Origin of the sequence: Streptomyces caniscabiei (assembly GCF_014930365.1) — a bacterium.
GTDB lineage: Bacteria > Actinomycetota > Actinomycetes > Streptomycetales > Streptomycetaceae > Streptomyces > Streptomyces caniscabiei.
Map to the genome: position 1 here is coordinate 14,974 of NZ_JABXWI010000030.1, position 16,435 is coordinate 31,408.

Below are 16,435 nucleotides of genomic sequence, written 5' to 3' on the forward strand. Positions count from 1 at the left end.
TTCTACGCTGGGCCCATGTCAGCGATCCGTCTTCTCGTGCTCGGCGCCGTGCGCCAGCACGGGCGGGCCCACGGCTACCAGGTGCGCAACGACCTGGAGTTCTGGGGCGCGCACGAGTGGTCCAACGCCAAGCCCGGCTCGATCTACCACGCCCTGAAGCAGATGGCGAAGCAGGGACTGCTGGTCGAGCACGAGATCGCCCCCTCCACGGCCGGCGGGCCGCCCCGCACCGAGTACACGATCACGGACGCCGGCACCGAGGAGTTCCTCGCGCTGCTGCGGGAGTCCCTCGCCACCTACCACCAGAAGCCGGACATGCTCTCGGCCGGCCTCGGCTTCATGGTCGACCTCGGCCGCGCGGAGGTGCTCGCCCTCCTGGAGGAGCGGGTGAAGGCCATCGGCGCCTGGCGCGAGGGCATCACCGAGTACTACGCCCCCGAGAAGGGCCCGGCCCAGTTCGGGCACATCGGCGAGATCATGAACTTCTGGCTCCACTCCTCCGACAGCGGCGCCGAGTGGACCCGCGGCCTCATCGACCGCATCCGCGGCGGCGCCTACACCTTCGCGGGGGAGGGTGAGCCGTTCGTCGGCGTCCTCGCGGAGGGCCAGGACAACCCGTACGCGACCGGTGAGCGGCACCCGGGGGACGACCGCTAATCAAGTTTGACCACCAGCCTTCGAGGGTTTATCTTCATCCGTGTAGTCAAGTTTGACTACCGTGGCGGAGGTGAGCGGTGGAGCGAACGGCGACCGAGAGGAAGGCCCCGATGGCGGACGCGGCGATCACGGTCGAAGGGGTGCGCAAGGTCTACGGCGGCGGGAGGAGCGGGAAGAGCGGCAGGGACGGCAAGGTCGCCCTCGACGGACTGGATCTCCGCGTGGCGCGCGGCACCGTGCACGGGATCCTCGGTCCCAACGGCGCGGGCAAGACGACCCTGGTCAGGATCCTGACCACCCTGCTGCGGCCGGACGCGGGCCGGGTCGAGGTCGCGGGGCACGACGTGGTGGCGCGCGCACGCGAGGTGCGCTTCCGCATCGGCCTCCTCGGCCAGCACGCGGCACTCGACGAGGAGCTCGGCGGTCGGCAGAACCTGGAGATGTTCGGCCGTCTCCACCACCTGGGCGCCCGCCACGCGCGCGTGCGGGCCGGCGAACTCCTGGAGCGGTTCGGCCTCGGCGACACCGGCCGCAAGGCCGTCAAGCAGTACAGCGGCGGTATGCGCCGCCGCCTCGACCTCGCCGCGTCCCTCATCACCGAACCGGAGGTGCTCTTCCTGGACGAGCCGACGACCGGCCTCGACCCGCGCGGCCGCACCGAGGTCTGGGACTCCGTCCGCTCCCTGGTCGGCGGCGGTACGACGGTCCTGCTCACCACCCAGTACCTGGAGGAGGCCGACCAGCTCGCCGACCGGATCTCCGTGGTCGACGGCGGCCGGGTCGTCGCCGACGGCACGGCGGACGAGCTCAAGCGCCTGACCGGCGGCGACCGCATCGACCTCGTCCTGCGTGACGCCGGGCAACTGGGCGCCGCCAAGGCCCTGTTGCCGGTCCCCGAGGGTGACATCACGGTCGACACCGACCGCCGCCGCCTCAGCGCCCCGGTCAGCGACCGCATGACGGCCCTCACCGCGGTCGTCCGCGCCCTCGCCGACGCCGGCATCGAGGCCGAGGACATCGCCCTGCGCCGCCCGACCCTGGACGAGGTGTTCCTGCACCTCACCGGGGACGACCGTACGAAGGAGGCCGTACGAGCATGACCACGACGACACCGACGACCGCGCACACGGCTGTGGGCGCGCACGCCCTGACCGACTCCTGGACCATGACCCGCCGCGAACTCGCCCACTGGGCACGGCAACCGGTGCAGCTGCTCGTCGGGCTGGTCTTCCCCGTGATGCTGCTGCTGATGTTCGGCTATCTGATCGGCGGCGGCCGCGGGGTGACCGGCAGCTACCTCGACTACCTGGTCCCCGGCATGCTCGCGCTCACCATGGCCTTCGGTCTGGAGGGCACGATGCTCGCCGTCACCCAGGACCTCAACAAGGGGGTGATCGACCGGTTCCGTTCGATGCCGATGACCAACGGGGCGGTCCTGGTGGGCCGTTCGGTCGCGGACATGCTCCAGTCGGCGGTGGGCCTGGCCGTCCTCATGGCCGTCGCGTTCGCGCTCGGCTGGCGCGCACACGGCGGGCCCGCGGCCTTCCTCGGCGCGGTGGGCCTCCTGCTGCTCTTCCGCTTCGCGATGCTGTGGATCGGCATCCACCTCGCGATGCTGGCCGGCCGACCCGAACTCCTCACCGCCGTACAGATCCTCGTCTGGCCGATCGGCTTCCTCTCCAACGCCCTGGCCACCCCCGCCTCCATGCCCGGCTGGCTCGGCACGGTCGTCGACTGGAACCCGATGTCCCACACGGCGACGGCGGTACGCCACCTCTTCGGCACCCCGGGCGCCGAAGCGAACCACCTCTGGACAGCGATCGCCTGGCCCCTGGCCCTGCTGGCGATCTTCTTCCCGCTGGCGGTACGCAAGTTCGCCGCCCTGAGCAAGTAGCGGAGAAGCGCCGAAAAAAGCCGGGGCGCAGCCCCGCTTTTTTCAGGGGCGCGGGGAACTGCGCGACCAGCCCCCACCGAACGGACGCCTGGGGGTCAAAGGGGCACAGCCCCTTGGCGAGGATGGGACGGGTAGGGGCGGCGGGGGCGAGAAGCACCTGACCGCACCCCCTGACTGGTCACGGGGCCCTAGTGATGGAACCCGGTGGCCGCCCCCTTGTCCCGCACCGCCGGCCCGGACTGCCGCCGAAGCTCAGGCAGCAGCCGCCCCAGATCCTCCAGGAACAGCCCCGCGAGGTCGGTCGTGAACCCGTTGCGGCACACCACCCGCAGCACGGACAGGTCCTCCCGGTTCTCCGGGAAGGTGTACGCCGGCACCAGCCAGCCCCTCTCCCGCATCCGCCGGGCCACGTCGAAGACGTCGTACGCGGTGACCCCCTCCTCCGTGGTGAAGGCGAACACCGGCAACTCGTCGCCCCGGGTGAGCAGCCGGAAGTCCCCGAGCTTCGCCACCTCGTCCGCGAGTGACATGGCCACGTCCCGCGTCGACCGCTGCACGGCCCGGAACCCCTCCCGCCCGAGCCGCAGGAACGTGTAGTACTGCGCCACGACCTGCGCCCCCGGCCGGGAGAAGTTCAGCGCGAACGTGGGCATGTCCCCGCCCAGGTAGTTCACCCGGAACACCAGCTCCTCCGGCAGCTCGGCGGCGGACCGCCACAGCGCCCAGCCCACCCCCGGATACACCAGCCCGTACTTGTGCCCGGAGGTGTTGATGGACGACACCCGCGGCAGCCGGAAGTCCCAGGCCAGGTCCTCGTCGAGGAAGGGCGCGACCATCGCCCCGGACGCCCCGTCGACATGCACCGGCACATCCAGCCCCGTGCGTTCCTGGAGGTCGTCGAGTGTCTCGCACAGCTCGGCGATCGGCTCGTACGACCCGTCGAAGGTGGAGCCGAGGACGCCCACCACCCCGATCGTGTTCTCGTCGCAGAGGGCCGCGGCCGCCGCCGGATCGAGGTGGTACCGGTCGCCCTCCATGGGCACCAGCCGGGCCTCCACCTCCCAGAAGTTGCAGAACTTCTCCCAGCAGACCTGGACGTTGACCCCCATGACCAGGTTGGGCCGGGCGCCCGCCGACGGGTAGCGGTCCGCGTTCCGGTTCGTCCACCGCCGCTTGAGGGCCATCCCGGCGAGCATGCAGGCCTCGCTGGACCCGGTGGTCGAGCAGCCGACGGCGGCGCCCGGATCCGGCGCGTTCCACAGATCGGCGAGCATCGACACACACCGCCGCTCCAGCTCGGCCGTGCGCGGGTACTCATCCTTGTCGATCATGTTCTTGTCCTGGCACTCACCCATCAGCACGCCCGCCTCGGGCTCCATCCAGGTGGTGACGAAGGTGGCGAGGTTCAGCCGGGAGTTGCCGTCCAGCATGAGTTCGTCGTGGACGAGCTGGTACGCCGTCGAGGGGGCCAGCGGCGCGTCGGGCAACCGGTGCTTGGGCGGGGCCTCGGCCATCCCGCCCACCGGGTTGGCCTGGCCGTAGAAGGGGTTCACGGCTAGCCGGTGCCCGTCGTTCCGGTTGCGCCCGGGGTCCTGCGGGGCGTCGCTGTCCCATCGGTGCAGTGGCATGTCTTCGACGGTAGGTCCGCTGCCGGGGACGCGCACCTCGCGGGCGTACGGACGGGGTGCGCGTGACCTGTGAGGAGGGCGTGTCGGTCATATGATCCGTCCGTTACGCTGCCGAATGCGCATGACGTATGACAAGAGCGAACACAGCAGGTGGAGTTGAGCGTTCCGCGGACCCACGTGCGTGACCGGGGAGGGACGGCGGAGTTGCCCACCCTTGACTACCTGATCAACGAGCGGGAGCAGCTCCGGCTGAGGTTCCTCCAACCCGGCCACGCCTCCCGCCACGGGGCGACCCGGGTCGCCGAGGTCGTCGTACGGCCGCTCCGCGAGGCGCCGCACACGCTCGGCGCACTCTCCGCCGACACCCCCTTCGAGCCCTTCGAGGACGGGACACTGTTCCTGGTCACCCTGGACACCCCCGGGCCGACCCCGGCCCACGTCCGGGTGCTCGACCACCTGATCCGCCTCCTGGACCGGCGCAAGGCGGCCGGCCTGGTGATCGGCACCCCCGGCCACGACCTGCGCACCCTCCCCGACGCCACCCTCGCCGCCGCGAACCGCCTGGAACTGCCCCTGCTCGCGACCTCCGCCGAGACCGCCGCCTGGGACCACGTCAACGAGGATCTGCGGCTGCGGCGGGCCCAGTTCGCGGAGCGCCAGGTCGCCCACCTCGACGGCCTGCTCAACCGGTTGCCGGCCCGCCTCGCCGACCCCACGGCGGCACGGCGCATCGCCGACTGGCTCTCGGTGGCCCTGGACGCCGAGGTGCTCGTCAGCTCGGCCCGGCGCGGCGTCCTCGCGGCGGCGCCCGACAGCGCGCCCGCCGGCCTGGCCCACGCCGTCATCACGGGCGCGCACGGCGCACACGGCGCACCCAACCTGTACGACGCGCCCAGCCCGCACGACGGACACGGCGCGCCCAGCGGCGCCATGCACACCCGGATCGTGTCGATCTCCCCGGGCGCCGCCGCGACCCCGGGATTCCCGGAGAGCGAGGACGAGGCCCGGCTGGCCATCGCCTCCCACGCACCCTTCGACAGCGCGGCCACGGCCCTGATCCAGCACGCGGCCAAGCTCCTCGGACTGTGCGACCAGGCCCGCCGCGAGCACCAGGCCAGGACCCAGACCCCGCGGGCGGTGCGGCACGCCGCGTTCCAGCTGCTCATGCGCGGAGAAACGGTTCTGGCGCAGGTGGTCTACACGGGCGCCGCACAGGCTCTGCTGGACACCGACACCGCGCGTGTCTTCGTCGTCGACACCGGCCCGCAGGAGCGCGAGGCCACCCTCAGCTGGTGCGAGCGGGCCCTGGCCGAGCAGGCCATCGTGTCCCCGTGTCCGGGCAAGCCGAAGCACATCCTCATCCTCGACCCCGTCCGGGAGAGCGACCGGGTCGAGACGGTCCTCAAGGAGATGATCGCGGCCCGCGGGGGGCATCTGCTGGGCCAGAGCCGACCGCACCCGCTCGCCGAGACGGCGGTCGGTTATCTGGAGGCCCTGACGGCGGTGGGCGACGCGGCCGGGACCCCGCACCGCATCCGGCTGGGCGGCTCCAAGACCAAGTTCGCGCCCCTGCTGCCCCGGCGGGCGGCGAAGGCGTGGGCGGCGGCGCTGATGGCCCCGCTCCTGGACGACTTCCCGGGCCGGGGCGACGAGCGGAAACTCCTGCTGGAGACCCTTCCGACCGCCCTCAGCTTCAAGCACACCGAAGCCGCGGGCGGCCTCGGTGTCCACCGCAACACGGTCACCCAGCGGCTCAACCGGGCCGGGAAGATCCTCTCCCTCGACCTGCGCGGCTCCGCCAACGACCGCGTCCTGACCCTGCTGGCCCTCGACATCCTCGCTCTACCGGCCCCGGCCCCGGACCCCCACACCCCCGACCCTCCCCGGCCCCCCGACTTCGCGGCGCTGATGGCGGCCGCGGCCGAGGACGGCGGCCCCACGGCCTGGGCGGAGGAACGCCTGCGCCCCGTACGGGCGGACCAGCGCGACCTCGTCGAGACCCTCTGCGTCTGGCTGGAGACGAACCTCAGCACCAGGGAGACCGCCCGCGCCCTCGGCCTCTCCGAGGCCACCGTCCGCAACCACACCCGGGACGCGGCCGGCCTCCTCGGCATGGACTTCTCCACGAGGATGGTCGGCATCACCGACACCGACGTGGTGACCGTGGCCGACATCGCCCTCGCCCTGCACGTCCTGCTGGGCCGCCCCGCCCTGACCCAGCCGCCCCGCCCCTGACCCCGGGCCCGAACCCGTGCACGTGCCCCAACACGTGCACGGGCAGCTCCGGCATCCCCGTGCGGACCGACACAGGGGGTCCGGCCCGCGACGGGACACCCGGCCCGCACCCCCGTGCCGGGCCCGGCGTCCCGTCGGCGGACCTGCCGTCCGTCGACCGGGACCCACCGTAGGAGAACCACGGGGAGCGGGCCATTGCACAAGTGCACGGTCCACGCGCCCGGGCTTCGCGTTGTGCACAGTGGGGCGTGTGTGACCCGTCGCCAGTGCGTTTCACCAGTCCCACGCCTTGCGGAAGTGCACAGTCCGCTACGGCGCGGCGCGCACCGCGCGGCCCGGCGCCCACCGCCCGGCACAAAGGACTTGCACCTCACGTCACGTGAGGACCCAGCCTGGAGCACGTACCGAGAAGGGAGCGGAAGTCATGAGCCACACCGTGGGACAGGTCGCGGGCTTCGCCGGGGTCACGGTGCGCACGCTGCACCACTACGAGGAGATCGGCCTCCTCGTGGCGAGCGAGCGCACCCACGCGGGTCACCGCCGCTACAGCGACGGCGACCTCGACCGGCTCCAGCAGATCCTGTTCTACCGGGAGCTCGGCTTCCCCCTCGACGAGGTCGCGACCCTGCTCGACGACCCGGACGCGGACCCGCAGGCGCACCTGCGCCGCCAGCACGACCTGCTGACCGCCCGGATCGAGAGACTGCGGAAGATGGCCGCGGCCGTGGAGCACGCCATGGAGGCACGCAAGATGGGCATCAACCTCACCCCCGAGGAACGGTTCGAGGTCTTCGGCGACAAGGACCCCGAGCAGTACGCCGAGGAGGCGGAACAGCGCTGGGGCGGCACGGAGGCGTACGCCGAGTCGCAGCGCCGCACGGCCACGTACACCAAGGAGGACTGGAAGCGCATGCAGGACGAGGTGGCCGACTGGGGCGCGCGCTACGACGCCCTGATGGCCGCCGGCGAGGAGCCGACCGGCGAGGCGGCCATGAGCATGGCCGAGGAGCACCGGCAGCACATCGGCACCTGGTTCTACGACTGCCCGTACGAGATGCACCAGGGCCTCGGCGAGATGTACGTCTCCGACGAGCGCTTCAAGGCCTTCTACGACTCCACCCGGCCCGGTCTCGCCGAGCACCTGCGGGACGCGATCAACGCCAACGCGGCCCGGCGGCGCCCCTGATCCCCCTTACGACCGCACCCCTGACCACACAGCTTGGTCTCGGTGCGGCCACAGGGCACTCTGGAGGAACCGGTGGAACCTAGGGGGGTGACCGTGCGTTGATAGCTTTGGTCACCCCTATGGGTCCCACCCCTGTGCGACCCGCCCTCGTGGGTCCCCACCCGCAGGCGTTCACTCTTCCTCACCCCCCAGGAGCCCGGAACCGTGCAGACGATCGCCCTCGGACCGAGCTGGCTGGATCCGGACTACCTGCTCAACTCGTTCGGCATCTGGGGCCTGCTCCTGATCGTGTTCGCCGAGTCCGGCCTGTTCTTCGGGTTCTTCCTGCCCGGTGACTCGCTGCTGTTCACGGCCGGCATGCTGATCACCTCGAACACGCTGGACTTCCCGCTGTGGCTGGCGATCGTGCTGATCTGCGTCGCGGCCATCCTGGGCGACCAGGTGGGGTACATGTTCGGCAAGAAGGTCGGCCCCGCGCTCTTCAGCCGCCCCGACTCCCGCTTCTTCAAGCAGGAGAACGTCACCAAGGCCCACGAGTTCTTCGAGAAGCACGGCCCGAAGTCCCTGATCCTGGCCCGCTTCGTGCCCATCGTGCGCACGTTCACGCCGATCATCGCGGGCGTCAGCGGCATGCGGTACCGCACGTTCCTCGTCTTCAACGTCGTCGGCGCCATCCTCTGGGGAGCGGGCGTCACCCTCCTCGGCTCCTGGCTCGGCCAGATCGAGTTCGTGCACAAGAACATCGAGGCGATGCTCATCCTCATCGTCCTCATCTCGGTGCTCCCGATCATCTTCGAGCTCCTCAAGGCGCGGAAGGCGAAGAAGAACCAGCCCCAGCAGCCCGAGCAGCAGCACTCCGCCGCCGCCCCGGTCATGGACGACGCCACGACCCAGCTCCGCCGCATCCCGCCGACCGACGAGCCCCAGCAGCAGCCGTACGACCAGAACCAGGGCTACGGTCAGCAGGGCTACGACAACCAGGGCTACGGTCAGCAGGGTTACGACAACCAGGGCTACGACAACCAGGGTTACCAGCAGCAGGGCTACCAGGAGGGCTACGGCCACCAGCAGCCCCAACCGCAGCCCTACGCCCCGCAGTACCCCCAGGGCGGCCAGTACCCGCAGGGCGGCCAGTACCCCCAGAACCAGAACCAGCAGGGCTACCAGGGCCAGGACCACCCGCGGTACTGAACAACCAAGGTCCCGCGCCCCGTTTTTCAGGGGCGCGGGGCTGTTTCTCTTTGCGGCTCCGCCGCGTGGGCGCGATCAGCCACGGACCACCCGCAGTCGCCGTCTCACGGAAGCGATCGAGCTCTTAGGCACCCGGCGCTAGAAGCCCCGCGTCCGCTTCGCGGCCTTACGGCCCGCCCGAGCCGCCCCCGGCAGGAACAGCCGGAACAGCTCGGACCCCAGGTTCACCCCGATCGCGATGGCCATCGCCAGCGCCGCGGCCTTGGTCAGGGACACCAGCCCCGCGTCCACGTCGTTCTGCGCGAACCCCAGCAACCCGAAGTACGTCGCCGAACCCGGCAGCAGCGGCCCGATCGCGGCGGTCGTATAGGGCAGCGCGGAAGCGAACCGGTACCGCGACAGCAACTGGCCGAACAGGCCCACCAGCCCCGCCGCCACCGCCGTGGAAGCCACCGGCGAGATCTCGCCCGCGTCGTGCATGGCCCCGTACACCGCCCAGGCCACACCGCCGTTGAGGGTCACGGCCAACACGGTGGATCGTTCCTGCTGGAGCAGCAGCGCGAACGTCAACGACAGCAGCATCGACGCCCCGAGCTGCAACAGCGGCCGGTCCGCGCTGCCGAGCGCCGCGTCCGGATGCAGCTCGGCGCCCAGCTTCACACCGAAGTACAGGACGAGCAGCACCCCCACCACGATGCCCACGAAGAGGTACATGACCTCCAGGAGCCGCGCGGAGGCGGTGATGTAGAAGCCGGTCAGGCCGTCCTGCACACCCGCCACCAGCGCCCGCCCGGGCAGCAGCGCGAACAGCCCACCGGTGATGACGGCGGACGCCTCCACGTCCACGTGCGCCACGGTCAGCGTCACCCCGATCGCCGCCGGGGGCATCGCCGCGACCAGGAACTGGTAGAACTCCGGCAGCCCCCGCCCCGAGCACAGCCACGCCAGCCGGTCGCCGAGCATCGCGCCGAGCGCCGCCGCGACGAACACGACCACGCCGCCGCCGACCAGCACGGACGCGGCCCCCGCCAGCAGCCCGCTGGCCAGCGTCAGCGTCCAGCCGGGATAGGGATGCCGGTTGCGCCGTATCTCCGCGAGCCGTCGGTACGCCTCCTCCAGCGAGATCGCGCTCTCCGGGTCGCTGAGGTCGTCCACCAGCCGGAAGACCGCCGCGAGCCGGGTGTAGTCGGTGGCCCGGCGCCGGACGATCCGGGACGCCGTGACCGGGTCGTCCACCAGCGACGGCTGGTGGGTGACCGACAACTGGGTGAAGGTCACCGTCGGCTCGCAGCGGTCGAGGCCGAAGGACCGGCACACGGCGAACATCGCCGCCTCCACGTCCTCCGCGCCCTCGCCGCCCGCCAGCAGCAGTTCACCGATCCTCAGAGTGAGGTCGAGCACACGCGGGACGGCGGGACCCGTGTCGCCCTCCACGCGCGGCGCCCGCTCCGGCGCGGGCCGCTCCGCCACCGGCATCCGCAGCATCGTGCGCATCCGGTCCTGCCAGGGCACGTCCTTGGTCAGACTGACGGCCGGGATCCCGCCGGCCGGCGTGAACGCGACCGGCGCGTGCCGAGCGCTGTAGGTCCGCGGCACGCTGAACGCCGACCCCTCGTGCTCGTCCGGGACCCCCTCCGGCGGCGCCAGCCCGTCCGGCAGGGCGAACTCGGAGGTCGTCTGCGCCTCGGTCTCCGCCCCCGCGGCCGGTACGTCCAGCCCCGCCGGGATCGCGAACTCCGAGGTCACCGACGCGTCACCGTCGATCCCCAGAGTGAATCCCACCGGCGCGAAGGCACTGCCCGCCTCGTCCGACACCGGCTTGCGGTCCTCCATCGGCCCGCCGTTACCGGGCTTCGTCACTCCCACTCCGCCGCGCTCCCTGTACGACACCTCAGGTACGCCTCAGTATGCGCACCGACACACACGGATACGCGAACGGGCCACGCGCCCCTCCTGGGGACACGCGGCCCGTTCGCGGAATCGATCGGCAAGACAGCCGTAGACCTCAGGCGGGGTCAGTGACCGCCCTGCTCCTTGAAGCGCTTGTACGACTTCTCCACCTCGGCCTCGGCATCGGCGCGGCCGACCCAGTCGGCGCCCTCGACGGACTTGCCGGGCTCCAGGTCCTTGTAGACCTCGAAGAAGTGCTGGATCTCCAGGCGGTCGAACTCCGACACGTGGTGGATGTCACGCAGGTGCTCCTGGCGCGGGTCCGTCGCCGGGACGCAGAGCAGCTTGTCGTCGCCGCCGGCCTCGTCCGTCATACGGAACATGCCGATCGCACGGCACTTGATGAGACAGCCCGGGAAGGTCGGCTCGTCAAGAATGACCAGCGCGTCCAGCGGGTCGCCGTCCTCGCCGAGAGTGTTCTCGACGAAGCCGTAGTCGGTCGGGTAGGCGGTCGAGGTGAAGAGGCGACGGTCCAGGCGGATCCGACCGGTCTCGTGGTCCACCTCGTACTTGTTCCGCGAACCCTTCGGAATCTCGATCGTGACGTCGAACTCCACCGGTGACTCCTCCATGATCAACACATAGTTCTGGTGGTTAAGTGTCCCTCACGCAGGTGTGTGATCGCGAAAGGGGCTGGTGGTCGTGCGGGAGCCGAAGGTCTGGCGGGCCGCGAGACCGCGTGTGGCGCGGGTGGTGCACGGCGTGAAACCGGGGATCGTGCGCGTCACACGCGCCGTGAAGCCCGGTGCCGCGCGCGTCGCACAGGTGGTGAAACCCGGCGTCGTACGCGTCACGAGCGCCGTCACGGCACGCTCTTCGCAGCTCACGGGGAGAGCGAGGAAGCTCACGACCCTCCAGTTCACCGCCGGCGCGGCCACCCTGGGGCTGGTGTTCTCGGCCGGGGCGGTGGCCGCCGCCGGACCCTGGGACTCCTCCGGTCAGCGTACGGCCGAGCGCGACTGGGCGGCATCGCCCGAAGGCCAGGGTGGCGCAGATCACGGAGGTGGTTCCGGTACGTCGTCCGGTAGCGCGGCGGGGGCGCCCAAGCCCGCGCCGAGCGCCCCCTCCGTCCTGGCCGGCCTCGGCGGAGTCTCGGGCGCGGGCTCCGTACCCGATTCCGCCGCTCTCGCGGCCCGCCTGGACCCGCTGCTGACCTCCTCGGTCCTGGGCCCCCGCCGCGCGGCCTCCGTCGTCGACGTCGAGACCGGCGAGCAGCTGTACGCCCAGAACGCGGACGACGCCCTGACACCCGCCTCCACCACCAAGATCGCCACGGCCGCCGCGGCCCTCTCGGCGCTCGGCCCCGACCACCGCATCGAGACCCGCACGGTGCTGAAGCCCGACTCGGCCGAGGTCGTCCTCGTCGGCGGCGGCGACCCCACTCTCTCCGGCCACAAGGACACAGACGGTTACGCGAGCCTGCGCACCCTCGCCGACAGGACCGCCGCCGCCCTCGACCGGCGTCACCTGAACGAGATCACCCTCGCCCACGACACCTCCCTCTACGAGGGCCCCGAGCAGCACACCATCGGCGCGAACCCCAACCTCGCGCTGGTCGTCCCGCTGATGGTCGACGAGGCCCGCCTCGACGACTCCTCCAGCGGCCAGGCGGACCGAGACCCGGACCCGGTGGGGGACGCGACCGCCGAGTTCGCGGACCTCCTGGAGGACCGGGGCGTCAAGGTGAGGACCGGGGGCTCCGCCACGGCCCCGAAGAACGCGAAGGAACTCGCGGCGGTCTCCTCGCCACCCCTCTCCACCCTGGTCGAGCGCATGCTCACCAACAGCGACAACGACATCGCCGAGGCCCTCGCCCGCCAGGTCGCGCTCGCGACGGGCGAGCAGCCGAGCTTCGAGGGCGGCGCGGCGGCCATCAAGAAGGAACTGAAGAAGCTCGAAGTGCCCCTGGAGGGCGTCGAGTTCGCGGACGGCAGCGGCCTCAGCCGAGGCAACGCCCTGACCCCCGCCCTCCTGACCGCCCTCCTCGCCAGGTCCGCGGCCCCCGACCACCCCGGACTCCGCCCCGTCCTCACCGGCCTCCCCGTCGCCGGCTTCACCGGCACCCTGCGCAACCGCTACCCCAGCGACGCCGACGGCACGGGCGTCGTCCGCGCCAAGACCGGCACCCTCAGCAACGTGAACACCCTCGCCGGCACCGTCGTCGACGCCGACGGCCGCCTCCTCGCCTTCGCCTTCCTCGCCACGGAGACCCCCCTGGAGAACACCGACCCGGCCAAGAACCTCCTCACCGACGCGACATCGACCCTGGCGACCTGCGGCTGCCGCTGAGAGGGGAAGGCAGGGGCGCAGCCCCAAGCCTTCAGGGGCGCGGGGAACTGCGCGAGGACCTCCACCTGCCCGCACGTACCCACCGGCCCCAACGCACCCGACCCCACGGCCTGCCCCAAGCGGCAGCGCTCACGTACGGTTGACAACATGACTCGTATCGGTGGTGCCGAGATGGTCGACTGGAATCTCGCGGTGGCGACCGCGACCCGGCTCGTACGGCCGGGCCCCGAGGTGAGCCGCGACGAGGCCAGGGCCATCGTCTCCGAGCTCCGCCGGCACGCGAAGGCCTCGGAGGAGCACGTCCGGGCCTTCACCCGGATGCTCCCCGACACGGGCGACGACACCCCCGTCCTCGTCGTCGACCGGCCCGGCTGGGTCCGGGCCAACGTCGCCGGCTTCCGGGAACTGCTGAAGCCACTGCTCGACAAGATGCAGGAACGTCGCGGCAACACCCCCGGCGGAGCCGTCCTCGGCGCGGTCGGCGGCAAGGTGACCGGCGTGGAGCTGGGCATGCTCCTGTCCTTCCTGGCCTCCCGGGTCCTCGGCCAGTACGAGACCTTCGCCCCCGCGAGCCGCGAACTGCCCGCCGGCGAGAACGGCGGCGGCCGACTCCTGCTCGTCGCCCCGAACATCGTGCACGTGGAGCGCGAACTCGACGTACAGCCCCACGACTTCCGCCTCTGGGTCTGTCTGCACGAGGAGACCCATCGCACCCAGTTCACGGCCGTCCCCTGGCTGCGGGACCATCTGGAGGGTGAAATCCAGTCGTTCCTGGGGGAGACCGAGGTCGACCCCTCGACCTTCCTGGAGCGCATCAGGGAGGCCGCCCAGTCACTCGCGGGAGGCCGTCCCGAGGGCGAGGTCGGCGACGACGGTCACTCGATCGTGGAGTTGGTGCAGACCCCCGCCCAGCGCGAGATCCTCGGTCGGCTGACCGCCGTCATGTCCCTCCTGGAGGGCCACGCCGACTTCGTGATGGACGGCGTCGGCCCGGCCGTCGTGCCCTCGGTCGCCGAGATCCGCGAGAAGTTCCAGCAGCGCCGCGCCAAGGGTGCCTCCCGCCTCGACCAGGCCCTGCGCAAGCTGCTGGGCCTCGACGCCAAACTCCGGCAGTACCGGGACGGCGAGCGGTTCGTACGGGCGGTCGTCGAACAGGTCGGTATGGATGGTTTCAACCGGGTGTGGACCTCCCCGAACACCCTGCCGACCAAGGCGGAGATCGCCAAACCGGCGGACTGGGTCGCGCGGGTGCATCGCAAGGCGGAGTCGTGAGCCGCGCGTGAGCGTGGTGCGCGAATCCGGCCGACGGCAGGCGAACGCCCCTCCAATCACCCGTCCGAGGGACCGTGAGCGAGGGGTAGGCGTGCAATGCTCGGGGAACGGCCCGGTTCTGTCACCATCTACACACTCTGAGTGACCGAACTCGGGCTCACCCCCCGACAATTTCATGAAGGGAACCGGACATGGGTCCCCACCCCGCGGTCGCGGCGATACGCCTGGCGGTCCGCCGCGTACTCCACGACCTCCTCACCGAACACCACACGAACACCAGCCTCCACGCGCCCGCCCACGCGCTCCCGGGCGCGCCCTCGGACCCCGGCGCACCACCGGTGCCCACGCCCCCCGTGGCCGTGCCCGTCGAGGTCAGGCGTGGCAGTTCCGCACGCCCGGGTGCCGCACGCGCGGGCTCCGACACGCACGAGCAGCCGCTCGTGCTCGTGGCGTGCTCCGGCGGCGCCGACTCCATGGCCCTCGCCTCCGCCCTCGCCTTCGAGGCCCCCAAGCTCGGCGTCCGCGCCGGCGGCATCACCGTCGACCACGGCCTGCAGCCCGGCTCCGACCTGCGCGCCGAGGAAGTCGCCCTGCGCCTGCGGGAACTCGGCCTCGACCCGGTCGAGTCCGTCGCCGTCACCGTCGGCCGCGACGGCGGCCCCGAGGCCGCCGCCCGCGACGCCCGCTACGCCGCCCTGGACGCCGCGGTGGAACGCCACGGCGCCGCCGCCGTCCTCCTCGGCCACACCCGCGACGACCAGGCCGAGACCGTCCTCCTCGGGCTCGCCCGCGGCTCCGGCATCCGCTCCCTGTCCGGCATGGCCGCGGTCTCGGGGGCCGACGGCCGCTACCGGCGCCCCTTCCTCCAGCTCGACCGGCAGACCGCCCGCAAGGCCTGCATGGTCCAGTCGCTGCCCGTCTGGGACGACCCGCACAACGCCGACCCCGCCTACACCCGCTCCCGGCTCCGCCACGAGGGCCTGCCCGCCCTGGAGAAGGCGCTCGGCAAGGGCGTCGTCGAGGCCCTCGCCCGTACGGCCCAGCTCTCCCGGGACGACGCCGACGCCCTCGACAGCTGGGCCCGCCAGGCCGAGCCCGCCGTCCGTGACGCCGCGGGCCTGCTGGAGTGCGCCAAGCTCTACGCCCTGCCGCCCGCGGTGCGCCGCCGGATCCTGCGCCGGGCCGCCATCGAGGCCGGTGCCCCGGCGGGTTCCCTCTTCGCCCGGCACATCGAGGAGATCGACCGTCTGATCACCGGCTGGCGCGGTCAGGGGGCCATCAATCTCCCCGGCCGGGTCGTCGCCCGGCGGCAGGGTGGCAGACTGGTGATTCGGCAAGGCTGAAACCGGACGCCGACGGGGCCCGCGCGACGGGCCCCGAGCCCCCCGCACGGGACGCGGGCGTCCGGAAGCGGCCCTGGGACGACCGAAAGTGATGCGGGTGGACGCGAAAGACATGGGCACCGACCTCAAAGAGGTGCTCATCACCAAGGAAGAGATCGACGCGAAGCTGGCCGAGCTGGCCGCGAAGATCGACACGGAGTACGCGGGCAAGGACCTGCTGATCGTCGGTGTCCTCAAGGGCGCGGTGATGGTCATGGCGGACCTCGCCCGGGCGCTGTCCACCCCGGTCACCATGGACTGGATGGCCGTGTCCTCCTACGGCGCGGGCACCCAGTCCTCGGGCGTGGTGCGGATCCTCAAGGACCTCGACACCGACATCAAGGGCAAGCACGTCCTGATCGTCGAGGACATCATCGACTCCGGGCTGACGCTGTCCTGGCTGATCTCCAACCTCGGCTCCCGCGAGCCCGAGTCCCTGAAGATCTGCACGCTGCTGCGCAAGCCCGACGCCGCGAAGGTCTCCATCGACGTGGAGTGGGTCGGCTTCGACATCCCCAACGAGTTCGTCGTGGGCTACGGCCTCGACTACGCCGAGAAGTACCGCAACCTCCCGTTCGTCGGTACGCTCGCGCCCCACGTCTACGGCGGCTGAACCAACCCCCGCAAGACGCTCGGGAACCCCAGCGGGTTTCGCGCCGTTGGAGACTGCGAGGACGGTATTGACAGCAGTCCGCTGCGGCTTCGTGTGACAAAGCTGGGGTACCGTCCGAAGAACAGTCTTTTATCAAAC

General features: G+C 71.5%; 13 protein-coding genes. 10 read left to right on the forward strand and 3 right to left on the reverse strand.

Going from position 1 to position 16,435, the window contains the following annotated elements; all coding sequences use genetic code 11:
• Nucleotides 1–15 precede the first annotated feature (15 nt).
• From HW837_RS44445 to HW837_RS44455, 3 genes are all read left to right on the forward strand, one after another.
• Nucleotides 16–657, forward strand: a complete 642-nt coding sequence (locus HW837_RS44445; RefSeq protein WP_045562607.1) for a PadR family transcriptional regulator — start codon at nucleotides 16–18, stop codon at nucleotides 655–657.
• A gap of 110 nt (nucleotides 658–767) precedes the next feature.
• Nucleotides 768–1,757 carry an ATP-binding cassette domain-containing protein gene (locus HW837_RS44450; RefSeq protein ID WP_193382080.1) on the forward strand — a complete coding sequence of 330 codons (990 nt, stop codon included), beginning with the start codon at nucleotides 768–770 and terminating at the stop codon, nucleotides 1,755–1,757.
• Nucleotides 1,754–2,551 carry an ABC transporter permease gene (locus tag HW837_RS44455; RefSeq protein ID WP_093791957.1) on the forward strand — a complete coding sequence of 266 codons (798 nt, stop codon included), beginning with the start codon at nucleotides 1,754–1,756 and terminating at the stop codon, nucleotides 2,549–2,551. Before HW837_RS44450 ends, HW837_RS44455 begins: the two co-directional genes overlap by 4 nt.
• A 188-nt stretch (nucleotides 2,552–2,739) precedes the next feature.
• Here HW837_RS44455 and gad read toward each other — a convergent pair whose 3' ends face one another.
• Nucleotides 2,740–4,179, reverse strand: a complete 1,440-nt coding sequence (gad, locus tag HW837_RS44460) for a glutamate decarboxylase (RefSeq protein WP_045562609.1) — start codon at nucleotides 4,177–4,179, stop codon at nucleotides 2,740–2,742.
• Between the two features lie 204 nt (nucleotides 4,180–4,383).
• On the opposite strand from gad, the gene HW837_RS44465 reads away from it, so the two are divergent.
• The 3 genes from HW837_RS44465 to HW837_RS44475 all read left to right on the forward strand — a co-directional run bounded on the left by HW837_RS44465 (nucleotide 4,384) and on the right by HW837_RS44475 (nucleotide 8,791).
• Entirely contained in the window at nucleotides 4,384–6,414 is a 2,031-nt protein-coding gene (locus HW837_RS44465; RefSeq protein WP_193382849.1) for a helix-turn-helix domain-containing protein, read from the forward strand.
• Nucleotides 6,415–6,838: 424 nt separating this feature from the next.
• Nucleotides 6,839–7,600 carry a MerR family transcriptional regulator gene (locus HW837_RS44470; protein ID WP_045562611.1) on the forward strand — a complete coding sequence of 254 codons (762 nt, stop codon included), beginning with the start codon at nucleotides 6,839–6,841 and terminating at the stop codon, nucleotides 7,598–7,600.
• Between the two features lie 204 nt (nucleotides 7,601–7,804).
• Nucleotides 7,805–8,791 carry a DedA family protein gene (locus tag HW837_RS44475; RefSeq protein WP_045562612.1) on the forward strand — a complete coding sequence of 329 codons (987 nt, stop codon included), beginning with the start codon at nucleotides 7,805–7,807 and terminating at the stop codon, nucleotides 8,789–8,791.
• Nucleotides 8,792–8,929: 138 nt separating this feature from the next.
• On the opposite strand, the gene HW837_RS44480 is transcribed toward HW837_RS44475, so the two are convergent.
• Both HW837_RS44480 and HW837_RS44485 read right to left on the reverse strand, forming a co-directional pair.
• Complete coding sequence (locus HW837_RS44480) at nucleotides 8,930–10,624, reverse strand: threonine/serine exporter family protein (RefSeq protein ID WP_193382084.1); 1,695 nt, start codon at nucleotides 10,622–10,624, stop codon at nucleotides 8,930–8,932.
• Between the two features lie 182 nt (nucleotides 10,625–10,806).
• Nucleotides 10,807–11,298, reverse strand: a complete 492-nt coding sequence (locus HW837_RS44485; RefSeq protein ID WP_045562613.1) for an inorganic diphosphatase — start codon at nucleotides 11,296–11,298, stop codon at nucleotides 10,807–10,809.
• A gap of 79 nt (nucleotides 11,299–11,377) precedes the next feature.
• Here HW837_RS44485 and dacB point away from each other — a divergent pair, with 79 nt between their 5' ends.
• From dacB to hpt, 4 genes are all read left to right on the forward strand, one after another.
• Complete coding sequence (dacB, locus tag HW837_RS44490) at nucleotides 11,378–13,030, forward strand: D-alanyl-D-alanine carboxypeptidase/D-alanyl-D-alanine endopeptidase (RefSeq protein ID WP_045562614.1); 1,653 nt, start codon at nucleotides 11,378–11,380, stop codon at nucleotides 13,028–13,030.
• Between the two features lie 147 nt (nucleotides 13,031–13,177).
• Nucleotides 13,178–14,302, forward strand: coding sequence for a zinc-dependent metalloprotease (locus HW837_RS44495; RefSeq protein ID WP_045562615.1), 1,125 nt, complete (start codon nucleotides 13,178–13,180; stop codon nucleotides 14,300–14,302).
• A 191-nt stretch (nucleotides 14,303–14,493) separates the two neighbouring features.
• Complete coding sequence (tilS, locus tag HW837_RS44500; RefSeq protein WP_045562616.1) at nucleotides 14,494–15,645, forward strand: tRNA lysidine(34) synthetase TilS; 1,152 nt, start codon at nucleotides 14,494–14,496, stop codon at nucleotides 15,643–15,645.
• A gap of 91 nt (nucleotides 15,646–15,736) precedes the next feature.
• Nucleotides 15,737–16,297 (forward strand): hypoxanthine phosphoribosyltransferase, encoded by a 561-nt coding sequence (hpt, locus tag HW837_RS44505; RefSeq protein WP_045562617.1) that lies wholly within the window; start codon nucleotides 15,737–15,739, stop codon nucleotides 16,295–16,297.
• The last annotated feature ends 138 nt before the right edge of the window (nucleotides 16,298–16,435 follow it).